Genomic DNA, 23,575 nt, shown 5'->3' on the forward strand with positions numbered 1-23,575 from the left:
GATCAAGGCAGCTCCAGTTCGGCATAAAGCGGGGCGTGGTCGGAAATCTGCTTCCACGGTATGCCCTGCAACACCCGTGCTTTGCGCACGGCAAAGCCCCGCTGATAGATGCGATCCAGCCGCAGCCACGGGAACGCGGCGGGAAAGGTGCGGGGCGGGGGGGTCATCCGCGCCGCGCCGTTAATACCCAATTCGTGCACTTTCTGGGCCAGCGGCGCGCTTTGCGGCGTGCCCCGCAAGCTATTGCGCAAACGCTCGACCGAGTAGCGCAACAGGCGGGGGCCGGGATCTTGATGCGGAGCGATGGCGAACACCTCGTACAGGCCCAACTGCTGCACGAACAGCGGCGCCAGCCGGTTGCTCCAATCGTTGAAGTCGCCGGCGATCAGCATGGGCTCGCCTTCGGGCACCATCCGCTTGATGCGCTCGAGCAAGGCAGCCACCTGGCGTGAGCGCCCTCCGGCAAACAAGCCCAGATGCACCACCAGGCAATGCACCGGCACGCCCTGTACTTCCACCAGGGCATGCAAGAGCCCGCGCTGCTCAAGCCTGTGATCGGAAATATCCTGGTTCTCGTGCTGCAGAATGGGGTAGCGCGACAACAGGGCATTGCCGTGATCGGTGCGCTGACGCACGGCATTGCAGCCATAGGCGGCATGCATGCACAGTGCTGCCGCCAGGGATTCGTGCTGTGCATCCAGGCTGAACCGCTGCTCGTTGCGGCCCTGCACCTCTTGCAGGAAAAGCAAGTCGGGAGACAGGCCGTACAAGCCGAGCCGCAAGTCGGACAACGATTCCCTGCCGCCCGTCGCCGAACGGCCCTTGTGAATGTTGTAACTGACGACCCGGATCACCGACACCCGCACCCTCCTTGCGCTTATATCCCTGCTGCTTACTTTACCTCGGTATTGCGCAGGCGGATATGCAGCTCCCGCAATTGCTTCTCGTCGACGGCCGAGGGGGCCTGCGTCAGCAAGCACTGGGCGCGTTGCGTCTTGGGGAAAGCGATGACGTCGCGAATGGATTCCGCCCCGGCCATCATGGTGACCAGGCGGTCCAGCCCGAAGGCCACGCCGCCGTGCGGGGGTGCGCCATATTGCAGGGCATCGAGCAGGAAGCCGAACTTGGCGCGCGCTTCTTCGGCGCCGATATTAAGGGCCTGGAATACTTTGGTCTGGACCTCGGCGCGATGAATACGCACCGAACCGCCGCCGACTTCCCAGCCATTGAGCACCAGGTCGTACGCCTTCGCCAGCGCGCTGGCGGGATCGGTTTCAAGCAGATCCTCGTGGCCGTCTTTCGGGCTGGTGAAGGGATGATGAGCGGCAAAGTAGCGGCCTTCTTCCTCGTCGTATTCGAACATGGGGAAATCCACCACCCACAGCGGCATCCAGCCGGCCTCGAACAGGCCGCTCTGCTTGCCGAACTCGCTGTGGCCGATCTTGACCCGCAGGGCGCCAATGGCATCGTTGACCACCTTGGCCTTGTCGGCGCCAAAAAAGATCAGGTCGCCGCTTTGCGCGCCGGTGCGCTCAATGACTTTGGTCAAGGCATCGACACTGATGTTCTTGACGATGGGCGACTGCAGGCCTTCGGGTATGGCGGCCGCGTCGTTGACCTTGATATAGGCCAGGCCCTTGGCGCCGTAAATGGCGACGAACTTGGTGTAGGCGTCGATTTCGCTGCGGGGCATGCTGGCGCCGCCGGGAATGCGCAAGGCCACGACGCGGCTGGCCGGATCGTTGGCGGGCGCCGAAAACACCTTGAACTCGACGTCCTGCATCAGGTCGCCGACATCGACGAACTCCAGCTTGACGCGCAGGTCGGGTTTGTCGGAACCATAGCGGCGCATGGCTTCTTCCCACGTCATGGTGGGGAAGCTGCCCGGCAATTCGACCTGTTGCACGCTGGCGAACACATGCCGGATCATGCCTTCAAAAATTTCACGGATCTGCGCCTCGTTCAGGAAAGAGGTTTCGCAATCGATCTGGGTGAATTCCGGCTGGCGATCCGCGCGCAAGTCCTCGTCGCGGAAGCACTTGGTGATCTGGTAATAGCGGTCGAAACCCGAGACCATCAATAGCTGCTTGAACAACTGCGGCGACTGCGGTAGGGCAAAAAACTGGCCGTCGTTGACCCGTGAAGGCACCAGGTAGTCGCGCGCGCCTTCGGGCGTGCTCTTGGTCAGCATCGGGGTTTCGATGTCGATGAAGCCCAGGTTGTCCAGATACTTGCGCACTTCGATGGACACGCGGTAGCGCAGCATCAGATTGTGCTGCATTTGCGGCCGGCGCAGATCAAGCACGCGATGGGTCAGGCGCGTGGTTTCCGACAGATTGTCGTCGTCCAGCTGGAAGGGCGGCGTGACCGACGCGTTCAGCACTTCGATTTCGCGGCACAGCACCTCGATTTCACCCGACTTCAGGTCGGGATTGCTGGTACCTTCGGGGCGCAGCCGCACCAAGCCTGTGACGCGGATGCAGAACTCGTTGCGGATGTGCTCGGCGGTGGCAAAGGCCTCGACATTATCGGGATCGACCACGATCTGCGCCAAACCGGCACGATCGCGCAAGTCAATGAAAATCACGCCGCCATGGTCGCGACGACGATGGACCCAGCCAAACAAAGTCACTGTCTGGTCAAGTTGTTCTTTACTGACCTCGCCGGTATAGCAGGTACGCATCAAGGATTACTCCGTATAAAAATTCTGTAAACAAAAATCAGGGCTGGCCGTTTCCGGGGCGATGGGTTTCATCGGCCTGGTCAATGCGTTGCGCGGCCTCGACCATCGAAACCGCTTCGTGGCCGTCCTCGAGCGCTTTGACGGAAACAGGCGCCACGACCCCCATGGACACAATGTATTTGAGCGCCGCATCGACGCTCATGTCGAGCACCTGCACATCCTCGCGCGGCATCATCAGGAAAAAGCCCGACGTCGGGTTGGGCGTGGTGGGCACGTAGACGCTGATATAGTCGCCCCCCAGCTTCTCGGCAATTTCGCCGCTGGGCGCCCCCGTCAGAAATGCAATCGTCCAGGCGCCCTGCCGCGGGTACTGGACCAGGACGGCCTCGCGAAAGGCCTGGCCGCCGGGGGCCAGCACCGTATCGCTTACCTGCTTGACCGAATTATAAATCGACCGGACCAGCGGTATGCGGCCCAGTAGTTGCTCCCAGCGGTCGACCAGCGTCTGCCCGATGAAGTTGGCGCCAAGCAAACCCGTCAACAATACCACTCCCAGCACCAGGACGACCTGAAAGCCGGGAATCTGATAGCCGAACAGCGACTGCGATGTCAGAAAGGGCGGCACGACGCTTTCGAGCGTGCTGATCAGCAAGGCAATGACCCATACCGTGATGACCAGGGGAATCCAGATCAGCAGGCCGGTGACGAAGTAACGCTTGAAGAAACGCATGCGGTGCCCGGATACCCGGTCAGGTGCCGGGCGTGCTGGCGGCCGGCGCCGCAGGGGCGGCGGGCGCTGCTGGCGCGGCCGTAGTCGCAGCCGCACTGTTGCCAGCGCTGCCGGAGGCGGCATCGGAGGAAGCCGGCTTGGCGCCGCCGCTGCTGTTGCCATTGCGGAAATCGGTCACATACCAGCCTGAACCCTTCAATTGAAAACCGGCGGCGGTCACCTGCTTTGCATAGGTGCTTTCCCCGCATTCGGGGCAAACCGTCAGGACAGGGTCGGACATCTTCTGCAGGACATCCTGGGCATGGCCACAGGCGCTGCATTTGTAAGCATAAATAGGCACGAGAACATCCCAAGCAAATAAAAACGCCGGAAACCGCCCGCTATGCAAGAGCGGGGACGCGCGGACCAGCAACAAAACCGGCTAATTTTAGCCGGTTTTGCCAGGCAATACCCGCCCTGGCGGGCCTTAGAACGATTTGGGCAACATGAACATGCCTGCCGCCACCAAGGTGGGGATGGCCGCGGCCATCAACAGCTTCAGCGGAGAAATCGCGCCATCGGGGAAACAACCCTTCAGAATCGAAAAACCCGCTGGATTCGGCGCATTGGCAATGACCGTCAAGCCCCCGCCGGTCACCGCACCGGCCACCAGCATATAACGCCACTGCTCGCTGGTACCTTCGACCAGTGAACCCAGGTAGGTCAGCGCGGCATTGTCCGTGACGGCCGTCAGCGCCGTGGCGCCCCAATACAGCACCGTGGGCGACAAACCGGCCAGCAAGTCCTGCAGCCACCATTTCTGCAGGCCGCCCAGCACCACCAATCCGGCCAGGAAGAACCCGACCATCAAGCCTTCGCGGATCAGCAGGGGATTCTGATGACGCTTGTAGGCATGGGCGTAACCGATGAAAAGCATCAAAAAACCAAGGAAAACAACGGGATGATGGGCCGACAGCACTACGCCGACCAGAAACAGCGTGTGGATGGCAATCACCACCCACGGCACTGCCGGACGTACCGCCGCAGATTCGTCCGGCGCATTTCGGCCTATGCTGCCATCCAGCAAGTGTGTACGGCAGATAAAGGTCAAGGCCGCGGCGTTGATGCACACCGCCACCGCAGCGCGCCAGCCGAAATGCGTCGCCATGTAGGCCGTATCCCAGTTGAAGGTTTGCGCCACCATCAGCACCGGCGGCGCAGCGTATGCCGTCAGCACCCCGCCGATGGAGATATTGACGAACAGCACCCCCAGCGTCATGTACTTGAAACCGTCCTGCCCCGGACGGCCGAAATAGGCGTCGCGCAGCAACAGGGCGGCCAGCGTCATGGCGGCCGGTTCGGTAATGAAGGAGCCCGCCAGGGGCACAAAGGACATGATCACGAAGAACATGGCCAGCTCATTGCGGATCGGCAATATCCGCGCCAGCGCCTTGACCGCCATATTGACCAGTTCAAGAATGGGGCGGCTGGCCGCCACCACCATAATCGCAAAGACAAACGCCGGCTCGGTGAAGTTGCGTGTGTCGATATAAGTGACCGTATCGCCCACCCCGGAAAACAGGGCCATGCAGGCCAGCAGCACGCACGCCCAGACCCCAAATACCGCCTCAACCTCTGACAACAAATGCCACAAGCCCGCATGCGGGCCGCCGCGATTGGCCAGGCGCGCAAAAACCGGCACCGAAAAGGTATGGATGATGGCGATCGCAAACAGCGCGGTCGCAAGATATTCCAGAAAGCTGGTCATGCCCGACCCTTTTTATTGATTAAATTGGCATCCATTGCCGCAAGACGGTGCCTGCCAGCGCAGCCACAAGCAGCAGCACGCCCACCGCCATATTGGCGCGAAACAACATGAAATTACGATCCGGCCTGGCCAGGCTGAACACGCACATTTGCCAGAAGAAGTGTGCGGCGATGGCGGCAATGACCACAAAATAGGGCCAGTCCAGCTCCATGGCCGCGCCGGCATACAGCCACAAGGCAATGGTCGCGATATAAAACCCGCTGATCCAGATTTTCCCCTTGTCGGCAAAACGCAAGGCGGTGGAATGCAAGCCAAGCTTGACGTCGTCGCGCACATCGACATAGGCGTAGATGGAGTCATAGCCCACCTGCCACAGCACCGCGCCCAGCCACATGGCGATCGCCGCCGCCGGCACGGTGTTTTGCGTGTCGGACCAGGCCATCAGCATGCCCCAGTTAAAACCGATGCCCAGCACCACTTGCGGCCAGTAGGTAAACCGCTTGCACAGGGGGTAGACGATGACAATGGGCAGCAAGGCCACCGCCAGCCAGCGGCTGTAGGGGTTCAACGCCAGCAGCAGCAGCGCGCACACGGCCAACTGGGCCAAGACGAACCACAAGGCGTTTTTCAGGCTCAATTGCCCGCTGGTCAAGGGGCGGAAGCGCGTGCGTTCGACCTTCTGGTCGATGTCGCGGTCGAAAATGTCGTTGAAGCAGCACCCGATGCCCCGCATCAGCAGCGCGCCCAGCGAGAAAATAAAGAGCCTGAACAGCGTGGGCCAGCCGTCGGCCGCCTGCACCAGGGCCGCCAGGCAGGGCAAGAGCGTCAGCCAAGTGCCCACCGGCCGGTCCAGCCGGCAAAGCCGGGCGTAAGGCCCCCAGGACGGCGGCAGCCATCGGGCCACCCAGTCATCGGGACGCATGTCGGCCAAGTCCGGCGTTCCCGGCGCCTTGTCGGGAAAGTGCCGGTCTGCCTGACCTTGCGGAGATTCGTTTGAAGCGGGAGGTGTCATTGCAAATGGCGGACCCTGAGCCTGCGGCAGGCTCAGGGCCAGGGATCAGCTTTCTTTGATCAGTTGTCCCAGGATGGCAATGCCTTCCCGGATTTTCTCTTCGGAAACGGTCACAAAGCTCAGGCGCAGGGTGTTGGTCTTTGGATTGGGATCCGCATAGAAGGGGGCGCCCGGCACAAAGGCCACATTGCGTTCAATCGCGCGCGCCAGCAACTGGGTGCCGTCGATATGGGCGGGCAAAGTCACCCAGATGAACATGCCGCCCTCGGGGCGCGTCCAGGTGACCGTGTCCGGAAAATGCTGGTCCATGGCGTCGAGCATATAGCCGCATTGCTCTTTGTACAGATCGCGCACCTTGGGCAGATGGGTGGCCAGGAAACCGTCTTTGACGGCTTCGTAGACAGCCATCTGGGTAAGGCTGGCCGTATGCAGGTCGGTGGCCTGCTTGATCTGCACCAGCTTGGCCACGATCGGCCGGGGGGCAACGATGTAGCCCAAGCGCAGGCCAGGCGCCAGCACTTTCGAAAACGTGCCCAGCCGGATGACGGTTGCCCCGGCCTGACGGCCCAGCCCCAGCAGGCCGGGCTGCGGTTCGCCGGCATAACGCAGTTCGCCGTAGGGGTCGTCTTCGATAATGGGCACCTGCAAGGCGGCGCAGCGCTCGACCAGCGCCTGGCGCCGTTCCAGATTCAGGGTCAGGCCGGTGGGGTTCTGGAAGTTGGGCAAGGCGTAGATAAAACGGGCGCCCGCGGCGCGCTCGGCGGTGAGCGCTTCGGGGATCAGGCCGCCTGCGTCGGTGGGAACGGCCACATAATTGGGTTCGAACAGGGAGAACGACTGGAGCGCGCCCAGGTAGGTGGGCGCCTCGACCAGCACCTTGCTGCCCGGGTCAATGAACAGCTTGCCCAGCATATCGAGCGCCTGCTGCGAACCCGAGACGATCAGGACTTCGTCGGGCGAGACATCGGCGCCATTGCTTTTCAGGTCTTCGGCCACCCAGGCGCGCAAGGGCGCGTAGCCTTCGGTGGGGCCGTACTGCAGCGCCGATGGGCCGCTTTGTTGCAGGACGCGGTCAAAGGCGTTGTTGATGACGTCTACCGGAAACCCCTTGGGCGACGGCAGGCCGCCCGCAAACGAAATGATTTCAGGACGTTCGGTAACTTTCAGAATCTCGCGGATGGTAGAGCTGGTAAGTTGTTGGGCGCGCTGCGAAAAAGTATAAGGAAGGCTGTACGAATCCATGATCCTGAAAAATTCCCGGTAATAAGGTAAAGAGCAAAAAGAAATAACGTTATAGATTAACGCAATCAGCGTCAATCCACCACCAGGCCGCGCTGGCGCGGCATCCTGAACACGCCGCTACAGGCGGGCTTGCCGCGTTCGGGCTCAGCTTTCGCCATCACGCCGGCTATCGCGCCTGACGTTGCGGATCAACCACCAGAACAGCGAGATCGAACACGCGATCCCGACCCCGAAAATCCCCAGTACGATCCATTCACCCGTTGTCATGTCTTACTCCAAATGTTATCGAGCCGCCACCAACGCGGCAGGCTGCCCCGCGGCCTGCTCCGCCTCGATCAGCGCTTTCATTTTCTGGCGGAAACGCAGCGGACCCGCGTCCAGCGGCAGATTCATCTTTGAGGGATTCTTGGCCATGCCGGCGTGGACCGCCTCCAGCACGACGCGGTCTTCTTCGAAAGCCCCACGTACATCTTCCGCGAACTGTTTCGACACCGACTCGTCGTCGGGACTGAAATTGCGCAGCTGGAACCAGAAATAGCGCGTGGTGGATTCGTCGACCGGCGTCAGGAAATTATAGGAATCCATCAGGAAGACATCGGGGTGAAAAGGCTCGGTGTCGGACGCTGTGCCCGCAGGCGTGAAGATCGCCTTGATCACCGCATGGGCGGGAACACGCACTTCGTAATGCTGCTTGCGGTCGCAGTTGCCGTCGAACTTGACGAATTTTGCATAAAACGGCGCCACCTCGACATTGCGCATCCAGCGTGAAACCAGCACCCCATCATCGTTGACCTGGGTTTTCAGGGGCTCGCCTATCATGGACGCATTCCCGAACGAGGTCTGGTGCACCCACGACACATGCGAGGGATCGAGCAGATTGTCGGTCAGGTACAGATAGTTGCACTGCACCAGCATGGCATCGCCCCGGTTCACCCCCCAGGCCGGATCGCCCCAGTGCGCTACCTGGACGATATCGGCGGGGTCGGCCTGAGCGGAATCGCCCATCCAGATCCAGACCAGGCCGTAACGCTCGGCAATGGGGTAGCTGCGCACCACGGCCGGCTTGGGCGGATGCGCCATGCCGGGCGCGCGCGTACAGGCGCCCGCGCAGTCAAACACCAGGCCGTGGTAACCGCACTCGACCTCATCCCCCTGCAAACGGCCCATCGACAGGGGCAGCCTGCGGTGCGGACAGGCGTCTTCGAGCGCCACGACGACACCGTCCCGGGTCCGGTACAGCACAATGTCTTCGCCCAGCACTTTCACAGCGTGCAGATGACGGCCGACTTCGTGATCGGTGGCCGCCACATACCAGGCGTTCTTCAGGAACATGCATACTCCTTGGCAATACTTGGTCAAATCACAACGGGTAAATCATAGTTCATTCCATTTCTGGACCCACCTAGCGTATACGCTGGGCCGTGATTTATAATCCCACCCCCACTTTTTTAGCGCTGTTTTGAACAGAACAGACAACATCATGAGTTCCTTGCACCGATTTATATTTGTGGTGCGCCATGGCGCCTACTGAACACCTGATCGACACACTGGCGGACCAGGGATGGGCTGTTTCAGACGGAATCATCGACACGTCTTTGCGGCACGGCCTATACACGGAATGCACCCAGGCCTGGGCATCGGATGCCTTCCGGCAGGCCGGCATCGGGCGCCTGGCAACGCACACGCTGGACACCCAGATACGGGGCGACGCCATCTGCTGGATCGAGCCAGGCCCCGCGGACCAGCCCAGCAGCCAGTTCCTGCAATGGGCGGCCGAACTCAAGCAAGACCTCAACCGGCTGCTCTATGCAGGCCTGCACAGCGCGGAATTCCATTTTGCACGCTACCCCGCCGGCCAGGGCTACAAAAAGCACAGGGATCAGCACCAAGGCCAGCGCCACCGCAAGCTATCGCTGGTGCTCTATCTGAATCCGCAATGGACCGCCGCCGATCAGGGCGAGCTGTGCCTGTATGACCCCCAGGACGAAAACAGGGAAGTTGCGCGAATCTTGCCGCAGCCCGGACGGCTGGTCCTGTTTCGCAGCGACCTCTTTCCCCACGAAGTGCTGCCGTGCACCCGGACCCGCTGGAGCCTGACCGGCTGGCTTCGTACCGACAGGGCCTGAATCAGCCGCCGCGATGCCAGGCGATGGCCGCCCGGGCCAGCGCATCGATCGAGTCGATCACGGCGACGTCCAGTGACGGCCGCAAGCCATGCGGCAAGGCCAGCGGCAATTCAGTGCAGCCCAGCACCACCGCATCCACGCCTTGGCGGCGCAGCAGGCGCACGCACTGGGCCGCCGGCTCGAAGGCGGCCTCGGTCTGGTTCAGCTTCACCCGCCTGATCGATTCCGCGCAGTAACGCAGCAAATCTTCCTGGGGCAGCAGGACGCATTCATAGCCCTGGGCTTCGAGCTCGCGCTGATACAGGCCGGAACTCAAGGTGGCCGCCGTGCCCAGCAGACCGATACGGCCCTGCGCGATGCCCTGGCGCCGCAGGTCGGCCACCACCGACCGCACAATATGCAATACGGCCAGCGAAGTGCCGGCCGCCAGCCTGTCGTACCAAAGGTGCGCGGTATTGCAGGGGATGGCCACCGCGCCCGCCCCCATCTGTTCCATTTGCCGGACGCCATGCAGCATCCACGGAAAAGGGTCTTCGCCGGTGCCCGCATACCCCGCGGGCCGGTCAGGTACCCTGGGATCGCTCCATAACATGGCCGGCACATGCTGCTGCTCGGTCGCGGCGTCGGTCAGCGCTGTCAGGCGAACCATGAAAGCGGCGCCGGCCATTGGGCCCATGCCACCCAGCACACCCAGGAAACGGCCGGTAAACGCGCTGTCGGACATGATCAGTGATGCAGGATCTTGGAAAGAAATTGCTGCGCGCGCTCAGAGCGCGCTTCCAGATTGCCGAAAAACTCTTCGTTGCCGCAGTCCTCAACGATCTTCCCCACGTCCATGAAGACGACGCGGTCGGCGACTTTGCGGGCAAAGCCCATTTCGTGGGTCACCACCATCATGGTCATGCCCTCGCGGGCCAGGTCAACCATGACATCCAGCACCTCGTTGACCATTTCCGGGTCAAGCGCCGAGGTGGGTTCGTCGAACAGCATGGCAATCGGGTCCATCGCCAGGGCGCGGGCAATGGCTACGCGCTGCTGCTGACCGCCCGACAGTTGCCCCGGGAATTTGTCCTGGTGCGCCCGCAGGCCCACCCGGTCAAGCAAGGTCATGGCCCGGGTGGTGGCCTCGTCAGTGCTGCGGCCCAGCACCTTGACTTGCGCCAGCACCAGGTTTTGCGTGACGGACAAATGCGGGAACAGCTCGAAGCTTTGAAAGACCATGCCGATGCGCGCGCGCAGCTTGGGCAGATTGGTGCCGGGCGCGCCCACCGATACGCCGTCCACCAGGATTTCACCTTTCTGGAAGGGTTCAAGGCCATTGACGGTCTTGATCAAGGTCGACTTGCCGGACCCGGACGGCCCGCACACCACGACGACCTCGCCGTTGGCCACCTGCGTGCTGCAATCGTCCAGCACCTGGGTCGATCCGTACCACTTGCTGACGTGCTTGATTTCTATCATTCAGACTCCCGCTGTTTCGTTTGCATCTTATCGCACAATGCTGGTGCGCTGGCGTAGGTATCGCACCAGCAACGAAGCGGCATAGCTCATGATGAAATAGACCACCGCAACAAACATGTACATTTCAATCAGGCGGCCGTCGCGCTGCGCCACTTTGACCGCCGCGCCCAGAAAATCGGTCAGCGACAGCACATACACCAGCGAGGTGTCCTGAAACAGGACGATGGTTTGGGTCAGCAATATGGGCGTCATGTTGCGAAACGCCTGCGGCAGCACCACCTTGCCCATGACCTGCCAGTAAGTCATGCCCAATGCATAGCCGGCGGCAAGCTGCCCGCGCGGCACCGACTGGATGCCGGCACGCATGATCTCGCAAAAGTAAGCCGCTTCGAACAGGGTGAAGGTAACCAGCGCCGATGTGAAGCCCCCCACAGCCACCGGCCGCGATGCGCCCGTCAGCCAGGCGCCAATGTAGGGCACCAGGAAATAGAACCAGAAAATAACCAGGATCAGCGGCAAGGCACGCAGCAGATTCACATACAACCCGGCCACCCAGGCCAGGGGCTTGATCCCCGAAAGGCGGCACATAGCCAGCAAGGTGCCCAGCACCAGGCCGCCCAGCGCCGACATCAGCGTCAGCTTCAGCGTAAACACCATGCCGTCCCTGAACAGATACACCCAGGAACGCTGAATCACATCGAAGTCGAAGCCGTTCATGGCGCCACCTTTTCAACCGCCGATACGGGGCCGATAAAGCCGGGGACGGCCAGGCGCCGTTCCACCAACTGCATGCCGCGCACCACGATCAGGTTCAAAATCAGGTAGAACAGCGTCGCCAGCGCAAAGGTTTCAAACACCTGGAAGCTGAACTCCTGCATGGACCGCGCCGCCCCCACCAGCTCGAACAGGCCGATGGTAAACGCCACCGACGTGTTCTTGATCAGGTTGAGCAGTTCCGAGGTCAGCGGCGGCAGGATGATGCGAAACGAGCTGGGCAACAGCACATAGCGATACACTTGCATGGTTTCCAGCCCCAGGGCGGTGGCCGCCATGCGCTGGCCGGGCGGCAGCGACTCGATGCCGGCCCTGACCTGCTCGGCCACCCGCGACGAGGTATAAAAGCCCAGGCACAGCACGGCCGGCACGAATATGCCCCAGGGCGGCGCAATCTGCTTGATGGCATCGCCCAAGGCGCGCGGCACGAGTTCCGGCATCACGAAATACCACAGGAACATCTGCACCAGCAGGGGTATGTTGCGCAGCAATTCCACATACGCGGTGCCCAGGCGCCGGGCCCATGCCACGTTGGTGGTGCGCGCCACGCCCACAATGGTGCCCATGGTCAAGGCCAGGATCCATGACAATGCCGCCGTGCCTACCGTCCAGGCCAGGCCGCCAAGCAGCGTCTCCAGATAGGTGACACCGCCTGGCGCCTCGTCAAAAAAGACCAGCCAGTTCCAGCTGTAATTCATACCGGCCTGTTATTGGTAATCAGCGGGGTCGGGCGAATCGGTTGGATTGGCCACCACCTTCTTGAGCTGTTCGCTCATGGGCCAATTCAGGTTGACGTTCTTGGGCGGAATCGGCGATTCGAACCATTTCTTGTAGAGCTCGGCCAGTGAACCGTCTTTCATCATGCCGATAATGGTGTCGTCCACCACCTTTTTGAATTCGGGATCGTTCTTGGGCTCCATAATGGCATAGGGCTCGACGGTATAGGCATCTTTGCTGATCACCCATTCGCCCGGATCGCGCGAGGTGGCCACCAGTCCGGCCAGCAGAATGTCGTCCATGAAGAAGGCCGCTGCCCGCCCGCTATTGACGGTCAGCATGGCCTCGGCGTGATCTTTGGCGGGGATGATGCTCATGCCGAGTTTTTGCTGGTCGTTGGCGCCGGTCGCCCAGCGTATGTTGCTGGTGCCCGCCGTGGACACAACGGTCTTGCCTTTCAGGTCGTCCAGGTTATTGATATTGGATGATTTCTTGGCCACGAAGCGGGTCGCCGTCACGAAGGTGGTGGGGGCAAACGTGACCTGCGCCTGGCGCTCGACCGTATTGGTCGACGAACCGCAATTCAGGTCGACCGTACCGTTGGCCAGCAGCGGAATACGCGTCGAGGAGGTGACCGGCACGACCTTAACATTGATCTTGTCCATGCCCAGCTTTTCTTTCACGGCATCCACGATTTTGTGGCAGATGTCCATGGAATAGCCGATGGGCTGCTGTTTGTCGTCAAGGTAGGAAAAAGGAATAGAGGAATCGCGATGTCCCAATGCGATTTCACCGCTGGATTTTATTTTTTCCAAACGGCCATCGGCATGTACAGGCGCCGCCACGGCCACGGCAAGCGCCGTAAAAAGGGTAAGGGTGGATATTTTCATGGTTTTGTCTCCTTGGTATGCCTAGAAAATCTGGCGGTACCCATACAGGCCTACTGCGCCGCCAGTGTGCACGAACACCACGTTTTCATCTTTCTTGAAATGCCCCGAACGGATCAGATCGATCAGCCCGGCCATACCTTTGCCAGAATATACCGGGTCCAGCAGGATTGCTTCAAGCTCGGCGGTCAGGCGGACCGCTTCAATCATGGACTTGGTCGGCACACCGTAGCCATCGCCCACATAATCGGAATTGGCCACCACATCGGCGCGCTCCACCGACGAAGGCGGCAAGCCCATGTAGTCGGCCGTGGCCTGCACCAGCTTCCATACATTTTCTTCCTGCTTTTCCTTGGGCGCGCGCACGCTGACGCCATAGACCGGTATGCCGCTATTGCTACTGCGCAGGCCCACCACCAGCCCGGCCTGCGTACCGGTGCTGCCTGTGGCGTGCACCACGTGATCGATGCGCAGGCCCGTTTCAAAGGACTGGTTCAGCAGTTCTTGCGCGCAGCCCACATAGCCCAGCGCACCCACGGGATTGGAACCGCCCCCCGGTATGACATAGGGTTTGCTGCCGGCGCTGCGCAACTCGGCCGCCAGCTTGTCCATTTCCTGCTGCATATCCGTGTTGGCCGGATAACGGGCAACGATCTCGCCGCCCAGCAGGCGATCGAGCAACACGTTGCCGGACTCCTCGTACTCGTCGCCGCCATCGTTGACCCGCTGCTCGAGCAGAATCTTGCACTTCAGACCCAGCCGGGCTGCCGCCGCCACCGTTTGACGCGCGTGATTCGACTGCACCGCGCCTTGCGTGATCAGGGTATCGGCGCCCTGTTCCAGGGCCTGCGCCACCAGGAATTCCAGCTTGCGGGTTTTATTGCCGCCGGTGGCCAGGCCGGTGCAATCGTCGCGCTTGATATACAGATTGGGTCCGTTCAAATGCCTGGTCAGATTCGGCATGAACTCCAGGGGCGTGGGGAAATGTCCCAAGCGGATACGGGGAAAGGCACCAAGATGCATTGCAACGACTCCAAAAAGACGGCGGAAAAGCCAGATAATTTTCGCATCGTACTGACAGCATGGCACTTTGCCTAATACTATATTCTTAGTGGCTTATGCATTTCTTGCATACCGGAACGGAGACCCCTATGAAGCTGTCCTGGATAGAAGACCTGCTTGCCCTGGTGGACGCGGGCACGTTTTCTCGGGCTGCGGTCTTGCGCAACGTGACGCAGCCTGCGTTCTCGCGCCGCATTCAACTGCTGGAAGCATGGCTGGATGCAGAGCTGATAGACCGGCGCAGCCAGCCCATGCGCCTGACGGCGGTCGCCGAACACCACATTCCGGAGTTTCGCGCCCTGCTGCATGACCTGAATCAGCTGCGTACCCGCATACAGTCCGAAAACAATGGCATGGCACGGGTCATACTGGCCACCCAGCACTCGCTGACCATGACCCGGCTTCCCGCTTTGCTGAAACTCATTACCCAGAACCCGGCGGCGCAGCTGGAATTCAAGGTACGGTCCGAAAACCGGGACGAATGCGTCACGCTGTTCATGCGGGATCAGGCGGATCTGCTGCTATGCATGGAAGAGTCCGACGAACTCTTGCTGAATCTGATGCCGGACGCGGGCCGCATGTGCCTGGGCACCGAAACCCTGATGCCGGTCAGCGCGCTGGCCGCCGACGGCAAGCCCATGCACAGGCCGCGCGCGGGCGAAAGCCTGAAGCTGCTGGCGTATCCGCTCGACAGCTTTCTGGGGCGCATCATGTACAAGCACAGCCTGGGCGCCTTGCTGCGGCGCCAGCGCGTCGAAATCGTCCACGAATCCGTCTTCCTGGCCGGCGTCAAAGAGATGGTCATGGCCGGCCTGGGCATGGCCTGGCTGCCTGAAAGCCTGATACAGCGCGAGTTGCTGGCGGGCAGCCTGGCCGCCCTGGACGACGGTCTGGAAAGCGTCTCGCTCGAGCTGGGCCTGTACCGCAACGCCCGCGCCCCCTACCCGCCCGCCATCGACCGGATCTGGAACCTGCTGGGCTCGACGCAGGCCTGAATCTGCCGTCCCGGACGGCGATGCCGCGCTTCCGGGACGGCAATCAATGGGACTTATGCTCGGGCTTGCCCTTGCGCTTGGTTTCCGCCAGATCCTTGAGCTCTTTCGGGCTCATGGATTCGTACATGGATTTCGATGCGCCTTTCAGCTGGCTGACCTTGGTATCGCCCCGCTTGGCCGACAATGCTGCGCCGGCGGCCTTTTGCTGAGCCTGGGATTTAGCTGGCATGACAAGCCTCCTGAACGGATGATCCGCTATAAGCAATGACACCTATCCATTATTCTCCGGACAGGCCGCGCATCCAACAACAGAATACATGGACATGTAAGCAAATCATTATCGCGTCGCGTCAGGCGGCCGCCGACAGGGCGATGCAGACTCTGGTTTAATAAGCCATTAGCGTTTGCGTATCATCGCGCGTATCACCGGGTGCACACTTTGAGCCATACCACTGCTTTATTTATCCTTGGCCACGCGGGAACCGGCAAATCCTTCCTGACCGACCATTTTGTTGCGCAGCAGCAAGCCCAGGGGCGGGCCTGGTGCGTCCTGGACAAAGATGTGGTCAGTGAAATCTGGTCCGGCCCCTTTCTAGAGGCCATGGGCCAAGACCCCAATGACCGGGACAGCCCTTTCTTTAAAGACCAAGTCCGCGACCTTGAATACCTGAGTACCTTGCGCATCGCCAGGGACCAGCTTGAGCTTGGCCTGAATGTGGTCTTTCCCGCCCCCTGGAGCCGCGAGCTGGCCTCATCCGCCCTGTTCTCGAATCAGGCGCTGGGATTCCCGCAGCACACGCAGTTGCGCCATGTCTGGCTCGAGCTGCCCATTCCTGTGCGCAGGGATCGCATCATCCAGCGGGCAGACCCGCGCGATCAGTGGAAGCTGGACCATTGGGACGATTACATCAGCGCGCTCAAGCGCCCCATTCCCGTTCAGGACGGACGCGTGCCGGTACTGGATGCCAGCCTGCCCTTGGCCGAACAGATCAGCGCCCTGGACGCCCTGATTCAATGAACGTTTTTAGGCCGGTACAGCAGCCAGGCCCAGGCCACCACAAGCACCGGCGCCAGTAAAGCCAACCAGGATATCAGGTCGTAAGCGCCGTCCCCCACCAAGCCGGCCACCAGGCCAAAGGCCGTCAACAGGGCCAGCACGGCGGGGATGAAAAATATTTGTTTCTTGCTCTTGAAAGAAGACTTCATACTGACCCCGCATGAACAACTGTCTCGGCTTGCAGGGCGCTGCGCCGCCGCGCCGAGCGCGCCTTGCTCCACCACAGGTAAAGGCCGCTGCCCAGCACCACAATCGTGATCAGGTCCAGCAAGGCCCACAATATCTTCAAGGGCATGCCGCCGTAATCCCCAAAATGCAGGGGCTGCGATAAATACAGGGTTTTCAGATACCAGGGCGGATCGATGCTGACGATCACTTCGCCCGTCGCGCCGTCGGCCAGCACAGGCTTGTACAGCCGCGAAGTCACAGGCGTTTCGCCCCGCATATAGATGGCGTAGTGGTGGTCGGTGGCGCCCAGCGCACCCGGAAAAGCCACAAAGCTCAGCGTCATGCCCGGCTCGGTGGCCTCGGCGGCCACGACCGCCTTTTGCAGCGAAGCCCACTGTCCAGGGGCGGGAGCCGGCGCGGTCCTGCCTTGCTGGTACTGCGCAATCAGCGGCATCACATGGCTGGATTGCCAATAGCCGACGGCAGGCACCGACAAGGTGTTGATCACGCCGGTGACGCCCACCGCAAAAGCCCAGGCCACCGTCGTGACACCCAGCACGTTGTGCAGGTCCAGCCATTTCAACTGCGTGGAGCGATCGCGCCGCACCGTGCCAAAGTCCAGCTTGCGCATGAAAGGCGCATACAGCACCACCCCCGAAACAATGGCGATGACCAGCAATAGCCCCATGAACCCCAGAAACAGCATGCCCGGCACGCCGGCAAACAGATCGATATGCAGCCGGGTCATGATCGCCATGAATCCTTCGTCGAACCGCGGCGTGCCCAGCACCTGGGCTGTCCGCGCATCCACCACCGCCACGTCGAATTTTTCCTGCTCATCCAGCGTCGCCGCCAGGCTTACGTACCAGAAAGTGTTGTCATCGGGTTCCTGGCTGATATAGCGCACCAGCTTGCCCGGATACACCGCGCGCGCCGCGTCCAGAACCTGGTCGATGTCCGCCCTGGGGGTATCGGCCGGCATGGCGGCGGTCTCGGTTTCCGTGCCCAGCAAATGGCCGATTTCATGATGGAAAATCAGCGGTAAGCCGGTCAGACAGAGCAACAGCATGAAGATCGTACACACCAGGCTGGTCCACTTGTGTACCCACGCCCACGTGCGAAGCGCACCATTCGTCATATCACCCTCGGCTTGCTTCAAGAAAAGTCCAAAACGAAATGATAAACGTTATTGTTTTTACCTGACAAATTATTATTGGCCTTTTCATACAACGTCCGGGCATCAAGTCGTGGCTCTTATGCGCCAACTGGCATAAGATGCCGTGTAACTTCCGCACAGCCGCGCAGCATTATTGCCTCTTATGAGTGTTTCCCCTTTAGCTCCCTTCCGGCACGCCGCCTTCCGCACGCTCTGGACAGCCACCCTGGCGTCCAATCTGGGCGGCCTGATTCAAATTGTGGGCGCCGGCTGGATGATGACCACCATCTCCGCGTCGGACGACATGGTTGCCCTGGTACAAGCCGCCACGACGCTGCCCATTATGATTTTCTCGCTCGCGGCCGGCGCGCTGGCCGACAACTTTGACCGCCGCAACATCATGCTGGTGGCGCAGATACTGATGATGGTCGTCTCGGCGGGGCTGGCCATCTTTGCCGTGACGGGGCTGCTGACGCCCTGGCTGCTGCTGGCCTTTACCTTCCTTATCGGCTGCGGAACCGCCCTGCACAACCCCTCGTGGCAGGCGTCCATGGGCGACCTCGTTCCGCGCGAAGACCTTCCGGGCGCCGTCACGCTGAACAGCATGAGCTACAACCTTATGCGCAGTATCGGTCCTGCCGTGGGCGGCCTGATTGTGGCGGTCGCGGGCGCGGCCTTCGCCTTTGCCGTCAATGCGCTCAGCTATATCGCCCTGATCAGGGCGCTGTCGCGCTGGAAGCCGCAACGGGCGCCCAGCACGTTGCCGCGGGAATCGTTCGGCAGCGCCATGTCGGTGGGACTGCGCTATATCGCCATGTCGCCCAATCTGCTGAAAGTCATGTTCCGCAGCTTCCTCTTCGGGCTGTCGGCGGTCTCGGTCCTGGCCTTGCTGCCGTTGGTGACGCGCGACCTGGTGGCGGGCGGCGCGTTCTCGTACGGCATCATCCTGGGCTGCTTCGGTGCGGGCGCGATCGGGGGCGCCTTGCTCAATGCACGCGTGCGTGAGCGCTGGGGCAACGAAACCATTGTGCGGGCAACCTTCCTGCTGTTTGCCCTGAGCGTGGTCGCATTGGCCTTCAGCCGCCAGATGTGGCTCAGCTGCCTGGCCGTCCTGCCCGCCGGGGCATGCTGGGTGTTGACCTTGTCGCTGTTCAACGTGACGGTGCAGTTGTCCACCCCGCGCTGGGTCGTGGGGCGCGCGCTGGCGCTATACCAAACCGCCACGTTCGGCGGCATGGCGGCGGGCAGCTGGATCTGGGGCCTCACGGCCGATGCCCACGGAACCGGCAACGCGCTGATTGCATCGGGCGCCGTGCTGGTGCTGGGCGCGGCCGTTGGGCTGCGTTATGTGCTGCCGGAATTCAGCAAGCTCAGTCTTGACCCGCTCGACCGGTTCAACGAACCGACCCTGCAACTGGACCTGAGGCCGCGCAGCGGGCCCATCCTGGTCATGGTCGACTACGAAATCGCCCAGCAGGATGTCAATACCTTTCTTAACCTGATGGCGCAGCGCCGCCGCATCCGCCTGCGCGATGGCGCGCGCCAGTGGTCGCTACTGCGCGACCTGGAAAACCCGCGCATCTGGTCCGAGAGCTACCACGTGCCTACCTGGGTGGAGTACGTGCGCCATCACCAGCGCCGCACCCAGGCCGATGCGGAAGTGTTCGACCAGTTGCTGGCCTTGCACCGCGGCCAGCGGCCACCGCATGTGCACCGCATGATAGAACGCCAGACCGTACCGATACGCGACGATATGCCGCTCAAGCAGCATACCGAAATACCCTAGTCCGCCCGCCGCGCGCAAATAAGGGGGCGGTCAGGCCGCCGCTATAGCCGCTCCATCTTGTTGATTTCAACGACCTCGGTCCACTTTGCCACCTCGCTCTTGATACGCTCGGTGAATTGCTCGGGCGTGTCGCCCACAGGGCGGGCGCCCAGGCCTTCCAGCCGCTTGGCCACCTCTTCTTCTTTCAATGCCTCCGCAATGGCCGTGCTGAGTTTTTCCACGATGGGCTTGGGCGTTGCGGCGGGCGCCAGGACCCCGAACCACGCCGCGACTTCGTAGTCTTCCACGCCCGACTCAACCATGGTGGGTATGTCTTTGAAGCTGCTCCAGCGCTCGGTGGTGGTCACGGCAAGACCGCGCACATTGCCCGAGGCGATATGCGCAGCCGAAGACGGCAAATTATCGAAACCAATAGGAATCTGCCCGCCGATCACATCATTCAACATGGGCCCGCCGCCCTGGTAGGGAACGTGAACCATGTCGATGCCGGCTTTCGCCTTGAGCAGTTCGCCCGACATGTGCGGGCTGCCGCCCATGCTCGTGGAGCCGAAGCTGATCGCGCCCGGATTGGCCTTGGCGTAGGCGATCATCTCTTTCAAGTTGGAAAACGGCGCATCTTTCGTCGCGATCAGCACGTTGGGCGTATCGGCCACCGTGCTCACAGGCGCAAAGTCCTCAATCGTCTTGTAAGACAATGACTTCATCAGGGCAGCATTGATGCCATGCGTATTAATGGTGCCCATCATGATGGTGTAGCCATCGGGTTTGGCACGCGCCACAGCGGCCGTGCCGATCTGCCCGCCCGCGCCCGGCCGGTTCTCGACCACGAAGGTCTGGCCCAGTTTCTCGGTAAGCTTGTTCGATACCAGCCGCGCCAGAATATCGGTGGTGCCGCCCGGCGGGTAGGGCACCACCATGGTGACCGCCCGGTCCGGATAGTCGGCATAGGCCGGGGCGGCGCCACCCATCGCCGCGACGGCGCCCAGGCTCAGCGCCAATACGTGCCACTTTTTGTTCAACATGCTTGTCTCCTTATTGATAGGTCGTGTCCTGCTGAGTTTTTATAGTGCTCCGTCTTTTTCCTTTGGCGCGGCGCCTTTAGGCGGTCAGGTTTTCATCGACGCGCTGCACGGGCTTGAGCAAATGCTGTCCGTGTAATTTATGCGCCAGGCTATCGGGGACCTCTATCTCGAAGCCGAGTATCGCGGCCGACAGCGCTTTTCCGTAGTTGTCCAGGCACAGGCTGCGCGAAACGCCGCCGCCCAGCGCGCCGTGCGCAACAAAGTTGAGTGCCTGGATATTGTCGACTTCATAGCGCAATACTTCGCCCTTGATGGCCGCGCGATAGAACGCCTTCAGGCGTTCCGCCGTCAGTTGGGTTTTAAGCAGATCGTAGAATTCGGGCTCGTAGGCAAACACTGAAATATTGGAGGTATTGCCTTTATCGCCGGAGCGCGCATGCGCTACATGCTGAAGAAGTACTTTCATGGTCAGCTCTCGAAGTAAGTAACGGTGGCGGGCACATGTTCGCGCGGTACAAGCGATGACCAGACGCCGATGATTTCGCGGGTGCGGTCCTGGTGCGGAACGCGCTTGCCGGTGTGGGCGATGCCCGACACGGCCATGCCGTCCACCTCGCGGCCCACTTTGGCCGCTTCTTCGCGCGTTTTGGTGCGCGCCGCCACGCGCACCGCGATCTCATACGGCTCAGGTGCGTTGTCGGGCGTGGCATCCCCATGAATGGCATTCATGCCCAGGAAATCCACGCGGAACTCGTCGGCCTGCAGGTTCACGGTCTTGAAGCGCTCTTCAAGAATGCGTTTGGCCAGTTTCGATCGCCGCAAGGCGCCGGGGCCGGCGTAGAAGAACATATCTTCGCCAATAAACCCTTCGGTGCAGCCAATGGACACCTTCAGCGTGGGCGTCCGCGGTTTGCCGCTGATGCCGGACACACGCACACGATCGGGACCGATGGCTTCCAGGTTGACCGTGGTGAAGTCCACCACGACATCGGGGGTGATGTAATTGGCCGGGTCATGCACCTCGTACAGCAGTTGTTCTTTCACCGTCTGCAAGGTGACCGCGCCGCCCGTATCCGGCGCTTTCGTAATGACCGCCGAACCGTCCTCGCTGACTTCGGCAATGGGGAAACCGAAGTTCCAGGGCTCAGGCACGTCTTTGAAGCCCGGATCTGAAAAGTAGCCGCCGGTCACCTGGGCGCCGCATTCCAGCAAATGCCCCAGCCCGTTGCCGGGCCCAAGGCGGCTATGGTCCAGCGGATCCCACCCGAACTCATGCATCATGGGCGCCATGAAGATGGACGGGTCGGCCACACGGCCCGTCACCACGATGTGCGCGCCTGCGTTCAAGGCCTCGACAATGGGCTCGGCGCCCATATAGGCTTCCGCCGAAATCAAGGTCGGCGCCAGCGTGCTGGTAGGCTCGCCATTTTCAAGGATGCGATCAGTCAGGTCCAGCACACGGTCGGTGATCAGGCTGCCGGTCACAGCCGCCACCTTGACGCCCGAAATCCCCAGCTCACGCAGCAGCTCCACGATACGCTCGGCGGCGGCGGCGGGATTGATCCAGCCCTGATTGGAGATAATCCGCGTCCCTCGGCGCATGCAGGCCGGCAGCACCGCGCGCATGCGGTCTTCCAGGTAGGTGTCATAACCGGGAAAGCCGGGGTCGCGCCGGCTGCGCACCTGCGCCGCCGACACGGTGGCTTCGGCCATGGTCTCGAAACACAGATAGTCCAGATCGCCGCGCTCGGCGTTGACCGCGGCGGGTTCGACACGATCGCCCCACCACGCCGCACCCGAGCCGATGCGGATTGTTTTTGCCATGGTTCTGTCTCCTTCAATTGATCTGAATCGAGTCTACCCACCGAAACACGGGTCAACCACTATCGCCAAGACAAAGGACCTATGAATACAATTCACAGGCTGACGAACCACCCGCCCCGGCAAGCAAGGCCATGGGTTCGACTGAAAGGAGAATCGGCCGCCATGCTGATCGATGACGACAGGCACTTGCGCATGGACAAGTTCACCGAAATCATGGTGTTTCTATGCGTGGTTGAAGAGGGCAGCTTTTCGGCGGCCGCGCGGCGCCTTCAACGCAGCCCTTCCGCCGTCAGCAAGCTCATCGCAAGGCTTGAATCCCGTTTGCAGGTACGCCTGTTCGATCGTATTGCCGGTTCCATACGATTGACCCAAGAAGGGCACAACTTCCAGGCCGCGAGCCAGCATGTGGTCGCCGCCATGGCCCAGGCGGAAAATGCCGTCAGCCCGCACGAACGGGACGTGGCCGGCGTACTTCACATCCATACATCGCTCACCTTCGCCAAGTATGAACTGGCGCCGCTGTTGCCCCGCTTCCTGCAATTGCATCCCAAGCTGCGCATTGAATTCATCATCGGTACAGAGCGGGGCGACTTTCTCAAGAAAGGGATAGACGTCGCCATACACAGCGGCAATCCGACCGAGCTTTCCCTGATCGGCAAGCCGCTATTCCAGCGGCGCTGGATCGTCGCCGCCGCCCCCGAATACCTGCAACGCCACGGCACCCCCGGCAGCCCCGCCGAGCTAGCCAGCCATCAGTGCCTGAACTTCACCATACGCACGCACTGGAACGCCTGGACCTTTATGGAGCCGGCCGGCCCGCGCACCATCAATATTCCCGGCTATATCGGGGCTGACCAGGGAGAACTGCTGCGCACGCTGGCGCTACAGGGCTTGGGCATCGTGCGCCTGGCAGAATTTCATATCGCCAGGGACATCACCGCCGGGCGTCTGGTGCAAGTGCTCTCCGATTACGAACAAGCGCAAGCCGACATCATGTATGTGCTGTATCCGCAAGGGCGGACGCCAGCGCCCCGGGTGAAGGCCTTCGTGACGTTTCTGGAAACGCATTTTGCCAAGGCCGGTGGGTCGCAGCCGAATAAAAAGCGCCACTCTTAGACGCCTTGGT

At 61.3% G+C, this 23,575-nt stretch carries 26 protein-coding genes; 5 read left to right on the forward strand and 21 right to left on the reverse strand.

Translation table 11 applies throughout. From position 1 onward, the window contains the following. Nucleotides 1-2 precede the first annotated feature (2 nt). The 9 genes from RE432_RS03820 to RE432_RS03860 form a co-directional block, all read right to left on the reverse strand. On the reverse strand, nt 3-860 hold the full coding sequence (locus tag RE432_RS03820; protein ID WP_310931880.1) for an endonuclease/exonuclease/phosphatase family protein: 858 nt from the start codon (nt 858-860) through the stop codon (nt 3-5). A 32-nt stretch (nt 861-892) separates the two neighbouring features. Then, on the reverse strand, nt 893-2,683 hold the full coding sequence (aspS, locus tag RE432_RS03825) for an aspartate--tRNA ligase (RefSeq protein ID WP_310931881.1): 1,791 nt from the start codon (nt 2,681-2,683) through the stop codon (nt 893-895). Between the two features lie 37 nt (nt 2,684-2,720). Further along, on the reverse strand, nt 2,721-3,413 hold the full coding sequence (locus RE432_RS03830) for a DUF502 domain-containing protein (RefSeq protein ID WP_310931882.1): 693 nt from the start codon (nt 3,411-3,413) through the stop codon (nt 2,721-2,723). A 19-nt stretch (nt 3,414-3,432) separates the two neighbouring features. After that, nucleotides 3,433-3,753, reverse strand: coding sequence for an FmdB family zinc ribbon protein (locus tag RE432_RS03835; protein ID WP_310931883.1), 321 nt, complete (start codon nt 3,751-3,753; stop codon nt 3,433-3,435). A 126-nt stretch (nt 3,754-3,879) separates the two neighbouring features. Further along, nucleotides 3,880-5,160: a putative Na+/H+ antiporter gene (locus RE432_RS03840; RefSeq protein WP_310931884.1), complete on the reverse strand. Its 1,281-nt coding sequence runs from the start codon at nt 5,158-5,160 to the stop codon at nt 3,880-3,882. Between the two features lie 19 nt (nt 5,161-5,179). Further along, a complete protein-coding gene (ubiA, locus tag RE432_RS03845) occupies nt 5,180-6,172 on the reverse strand; it encodes a 4-hydroxybenzoate octaprenyltransferase (RefSeq protein ID WP_409079810.1) in 993 nt (330 codons plus the stop codon). Nucleotides 6,173-6,217: 45 nt separating this feature from the next. Then, nucleotides 6,218-7,414, reverse strand: coding sequence for a PLP-dependent aminotransferase family protein (locus tag RE432_RS03850; RefSeq protein ID WP_310931885.1), 1,197 nt, complete (start codon nt 7,412-7,414; stop codon nt 6,218-6,220). Nucleotides 7,415-7,558: 144 nt separating this feature from the next. After that, entirely contained in the window at nt 7,559-7,681 is a 123-nt protein-coding gene (locus tag RE432_RS03855) for a hypothetical protein (RefSeq protein WP_310931886.1), read from the reverse strand. A gap of 15 nt (nt 7,682-7,696) precedes the next feature. Further along, nucleotides 7,697-8,746: an aromatic ring-hydroxylating dioxygenase subunit alpha gene (locus tag RE432_RS03860; RefSeq protein ID WP_310931887.1), complete on the reverse strand. Its 1,050-nt coding sequence runs from the start codon at nt 8,744-8,746 to the stop codon at nt 7,697-7,699. 185 nt (nt 8,747-8,931) lie between these two features. Between RE432_RS03860 and RE432_RS03865 the strand changes: the two genes are divergently transcribed. Next, the gene (locus tag RE432_RS03865; protein WP_310931888.1) at nt 8,932-9,540 is read left to right on the forward strand and encodes a 2OG-Fe(II) oxygenase; all 609 of its coding nucleotides are present in this window, start codon (nt 8,932-8,934) and stop codon (nt 9,538-9,540) included. A gap of 1 nt (nt 9,541) precedes the next feature. Here the strand turns inward: RE432_RS03865 and RE432_RS03870 are convergent, their stop codons facing one another. The 6 genes from RE432_RS03870 to RE432_RS03895 are packed head-to-tail and all read right to left on the reverse strand — an operon-like array spanning nt 9,542 to nt 14,402. Continuing rightward, the gene (locus RE432_RS03870) at nt 9,542-10,264 is read right to left on the reverse strand and encodes an aspartate/glutamate racemase family protein (RefSeq protein ID WP_310931889.1); all 723 of its coding nucleotides are present in this window, start codon (nt 10,262-10,264) and stop codon (nt 9,542-9,544) included. A gap of 2 nt (nt 10,265-10,266) precedes the next feature. Continuing rightward, nucleotides 10,267-11,001 carry an amino acid ABC transporter ATP-binding protein gene (locus tag RE432_RS03875; RefSeq protein ID WP_310931890.1) on the reverse strand — a complete coding sequence of 245 codons (735 nt, stop codon included), beginning with the start codon at nt 10,999-11,001 and terminating at the stop codon, nt 10,267-10,269. Nucleotides 11,002-11,028: 27 nt separating this feature from the next. Then, a complete protein-coding gene (locus RE432_RS03880) occupies nt 11,029-11,718 on the reverse strand; it encodes an ABC transporter permease subunit (RefSeq protein ID WP_310931891.1) in 690 nt (229 codons plus the stop codon). Further along, complete coding sequence (locus RE432_RS03885) at nt 11,715-12,473, reverse strand: amino acid ABC transporter permease (RefSeq protein WP_310931892.1); 759 nt, start codon at nt 12,471-12,473, stop codon at nt 11,715-11,717. Before RE432_RS03885 ends, RE432_RS03880 begins: the two co-directional genes overlap by 4 nt. A gap of 9 nt (nt 12,474-12,482) precedes the next feature. After that, nucleotides 12,483-13,382 carry an amino acid ABC transporter substrate-binding protein gene (locus tag RE432_RS03890; protein ID WP_310931893.1) on the reverse strand — a complete coding sequence of 300 codons (900 nt, stop codon included), beginning with the start codon at nt 13,380-13,382 and terminating at the stop codon, nt 12,483-12,485. 21 nt (nt 13,383-13,403) lie between these two features. After that, entirely contained in the window at nt 13,404-14,402 is a 999-nt protein-coding gene (locus RE432_RS03895) for a D-cysteine desulfhydrase (protein WP_310931894.1), read from the reverse strand. Nucleotides 14,403-14,530: 128 nt separating this feature from the next. Between RE432_RS03895 and RE432_RS03900 the strand changes: the two genes are divergently transcribed. Next, complete coding sequence (locus tag RE432_RS03900; protein ID WP_310931895.1) at nt 14,531-15,436, forward strand: LysR family transcriptional regulator; 906 nt, start codon at nt 14,531-14,533, stop codon at nt 15,434-15,436. A 43-nt stretch (nt 15,437-15,479) separates the two neighbouring features. Here the strand turns inward: RE432_RS03900 and RE432_RS03905 are convergent, their stop codons facing one another. Beyond that, the gene (locus tag RE432_RS03905) at nt 15,480-15,665 is read right to left on the reverse strand and encodes a DUF3008 family protein (protein WP_310931896.1); all 186 of its coding nucleotides are present in this window, start codon (nt 15,663-15,665) and stop codon (nt 15,480-15,482) included. Between the two features lie 210 nt (nt 15,666-15,875). Here RE432_RS03905 and RE432_RS03910 point away from each other — a divergent pair, with 210 nt between their 5' ends. Then, the gene (locus RE432_RS03910; RefSeq protein WP_310931897.1) at nt 15,876-16,454 is read left to right on the forward strand and encodes an AAA family ATPase; all 579 of its coding nucleotides are present in this window, start codon (nt 15,876-15,878) and stop codon (nt 16,452-16,454) included. Here RE432_RS03910 and RE432_RS03915 read toward each other — a convergent pair. Further along, nucleotides 16,448-16,642, reverse strand: coding sequence for a hypothetical protein (locus tag RE432_RS03915; protein WP_310931898.1), 195 nt, complete (start codon nt 16,640-16,642; stop codon nt 16,448-16,450). The genes RE432_RS03910 and RE432_RS03915 overlap by 7 nt on opposite strands. Continuing rightward, nucleotides 16,639-17,799 (reverse strand): PepSY domain-containing protein, encoded by a 1,161-nt coding sequence (locus RE432_RS03920; RefSeq protein WP_310931899.1) that lies wholly within the window; start codon nt 17,797-17,799, stop codon nt 16,639-16,641. Before RE432_RS03920 ends, RE432_RS03915 begins: the two co-directional genes overlap by 4 nt. A 181-nt stretch (nt 17,800-17,980) precedes the next feature. Between RE432_RS03920 and RE432_RS03925 the strand changes: the two genes are divergently transcribed. After that, the gene (locus tag RE432_RS03925) at nt 17,981-19,603 is read left to right on the forward strand and encodes an MFS transporter (RefSeq protein WP_310931900.1); all 1,623 of its coding nucleotides are present in this window, start codon (nt 17,981-17,983) and stop codon (nt 19,601-19,603) included. A 41-nt stretch (nt 19,604-19,644) separates the two neighbouring features. Here the strand turns inward: RE432_RS03925 and RE432_RS03930 are convergent, their stop codons facing one another. The 3 genes from RE432_RS03930 to RE432_RS03940 form a co-directional block, all read right to left on the reverse strand. Further along, nucleotides 19,645-20,625 carry a tripartite tricarboxylate transporter substrate binding protein gene (locus RE432_RS03930; protein WP_310931901.1) on the reverse strand — a complete coding sequence of 327 codons (981 nt, stop codon included), beginning with the start codon at nt 20,623-20,625 and terminating at the stop codon, nt 19,645-19,647. A 76-nt stretch (nt 20,626-20,701) separates the two neighbouring features. Then, nucleotides 20,702-21,091: a hypothetical protein gene (locus RE432_RS03935; RefSeq protein WP_310931902.1), complete on the reverse strand. Its 390-nt coding sequence runs from the start codon at nt 21,089-21,091 to the stop codon at nt 20,702-20,704. A 2-nt stretch (nt 21,092-21,093) separates the two neighbouring features. Further along, complete coding sequence (locus tag RE432_RS03940) at nt 21,094-22,449, reverse strand: acyclic terpene utilization AtuA family protein (RefSeq protein WP_310931903.1); 1,356 nt, start codon at nt 22,447-22,449, stop codon at nt 21,094-21,096. An 81-nt stretch (nt 22,450-22,530) separates the two neighbouring features. On the opposite strand from RE432_RS03940, the gene RE432_RS03945 reads away from it, so the two are divergent. Then, nucleotides 22,531-23,565 carry a LysR family transcriptional regulator gene (locus tag RE432_RS03945; protein WP_310931904.1) on the forward strand — a complete coding sequence of 345 codons (1,035 nt, stop codon included), beginning with the start codon at nt 22,531-22,533 and terminating at the stop codon, nt 23,563-23,565. Nucleotides 23,566-23,575 lie beyond the last annotated feature (10 nt).

The organism is Pusillimonas sp. SM2304 (assembly GCF_031628915.1).
In the GTDB taxonomy this organism is placed as follows: Bacteria; Pseudomonadota; Gammaproteobacteria; order Burkholderiales; family Burkholderiaceae_B; genus Pusillimonas_C.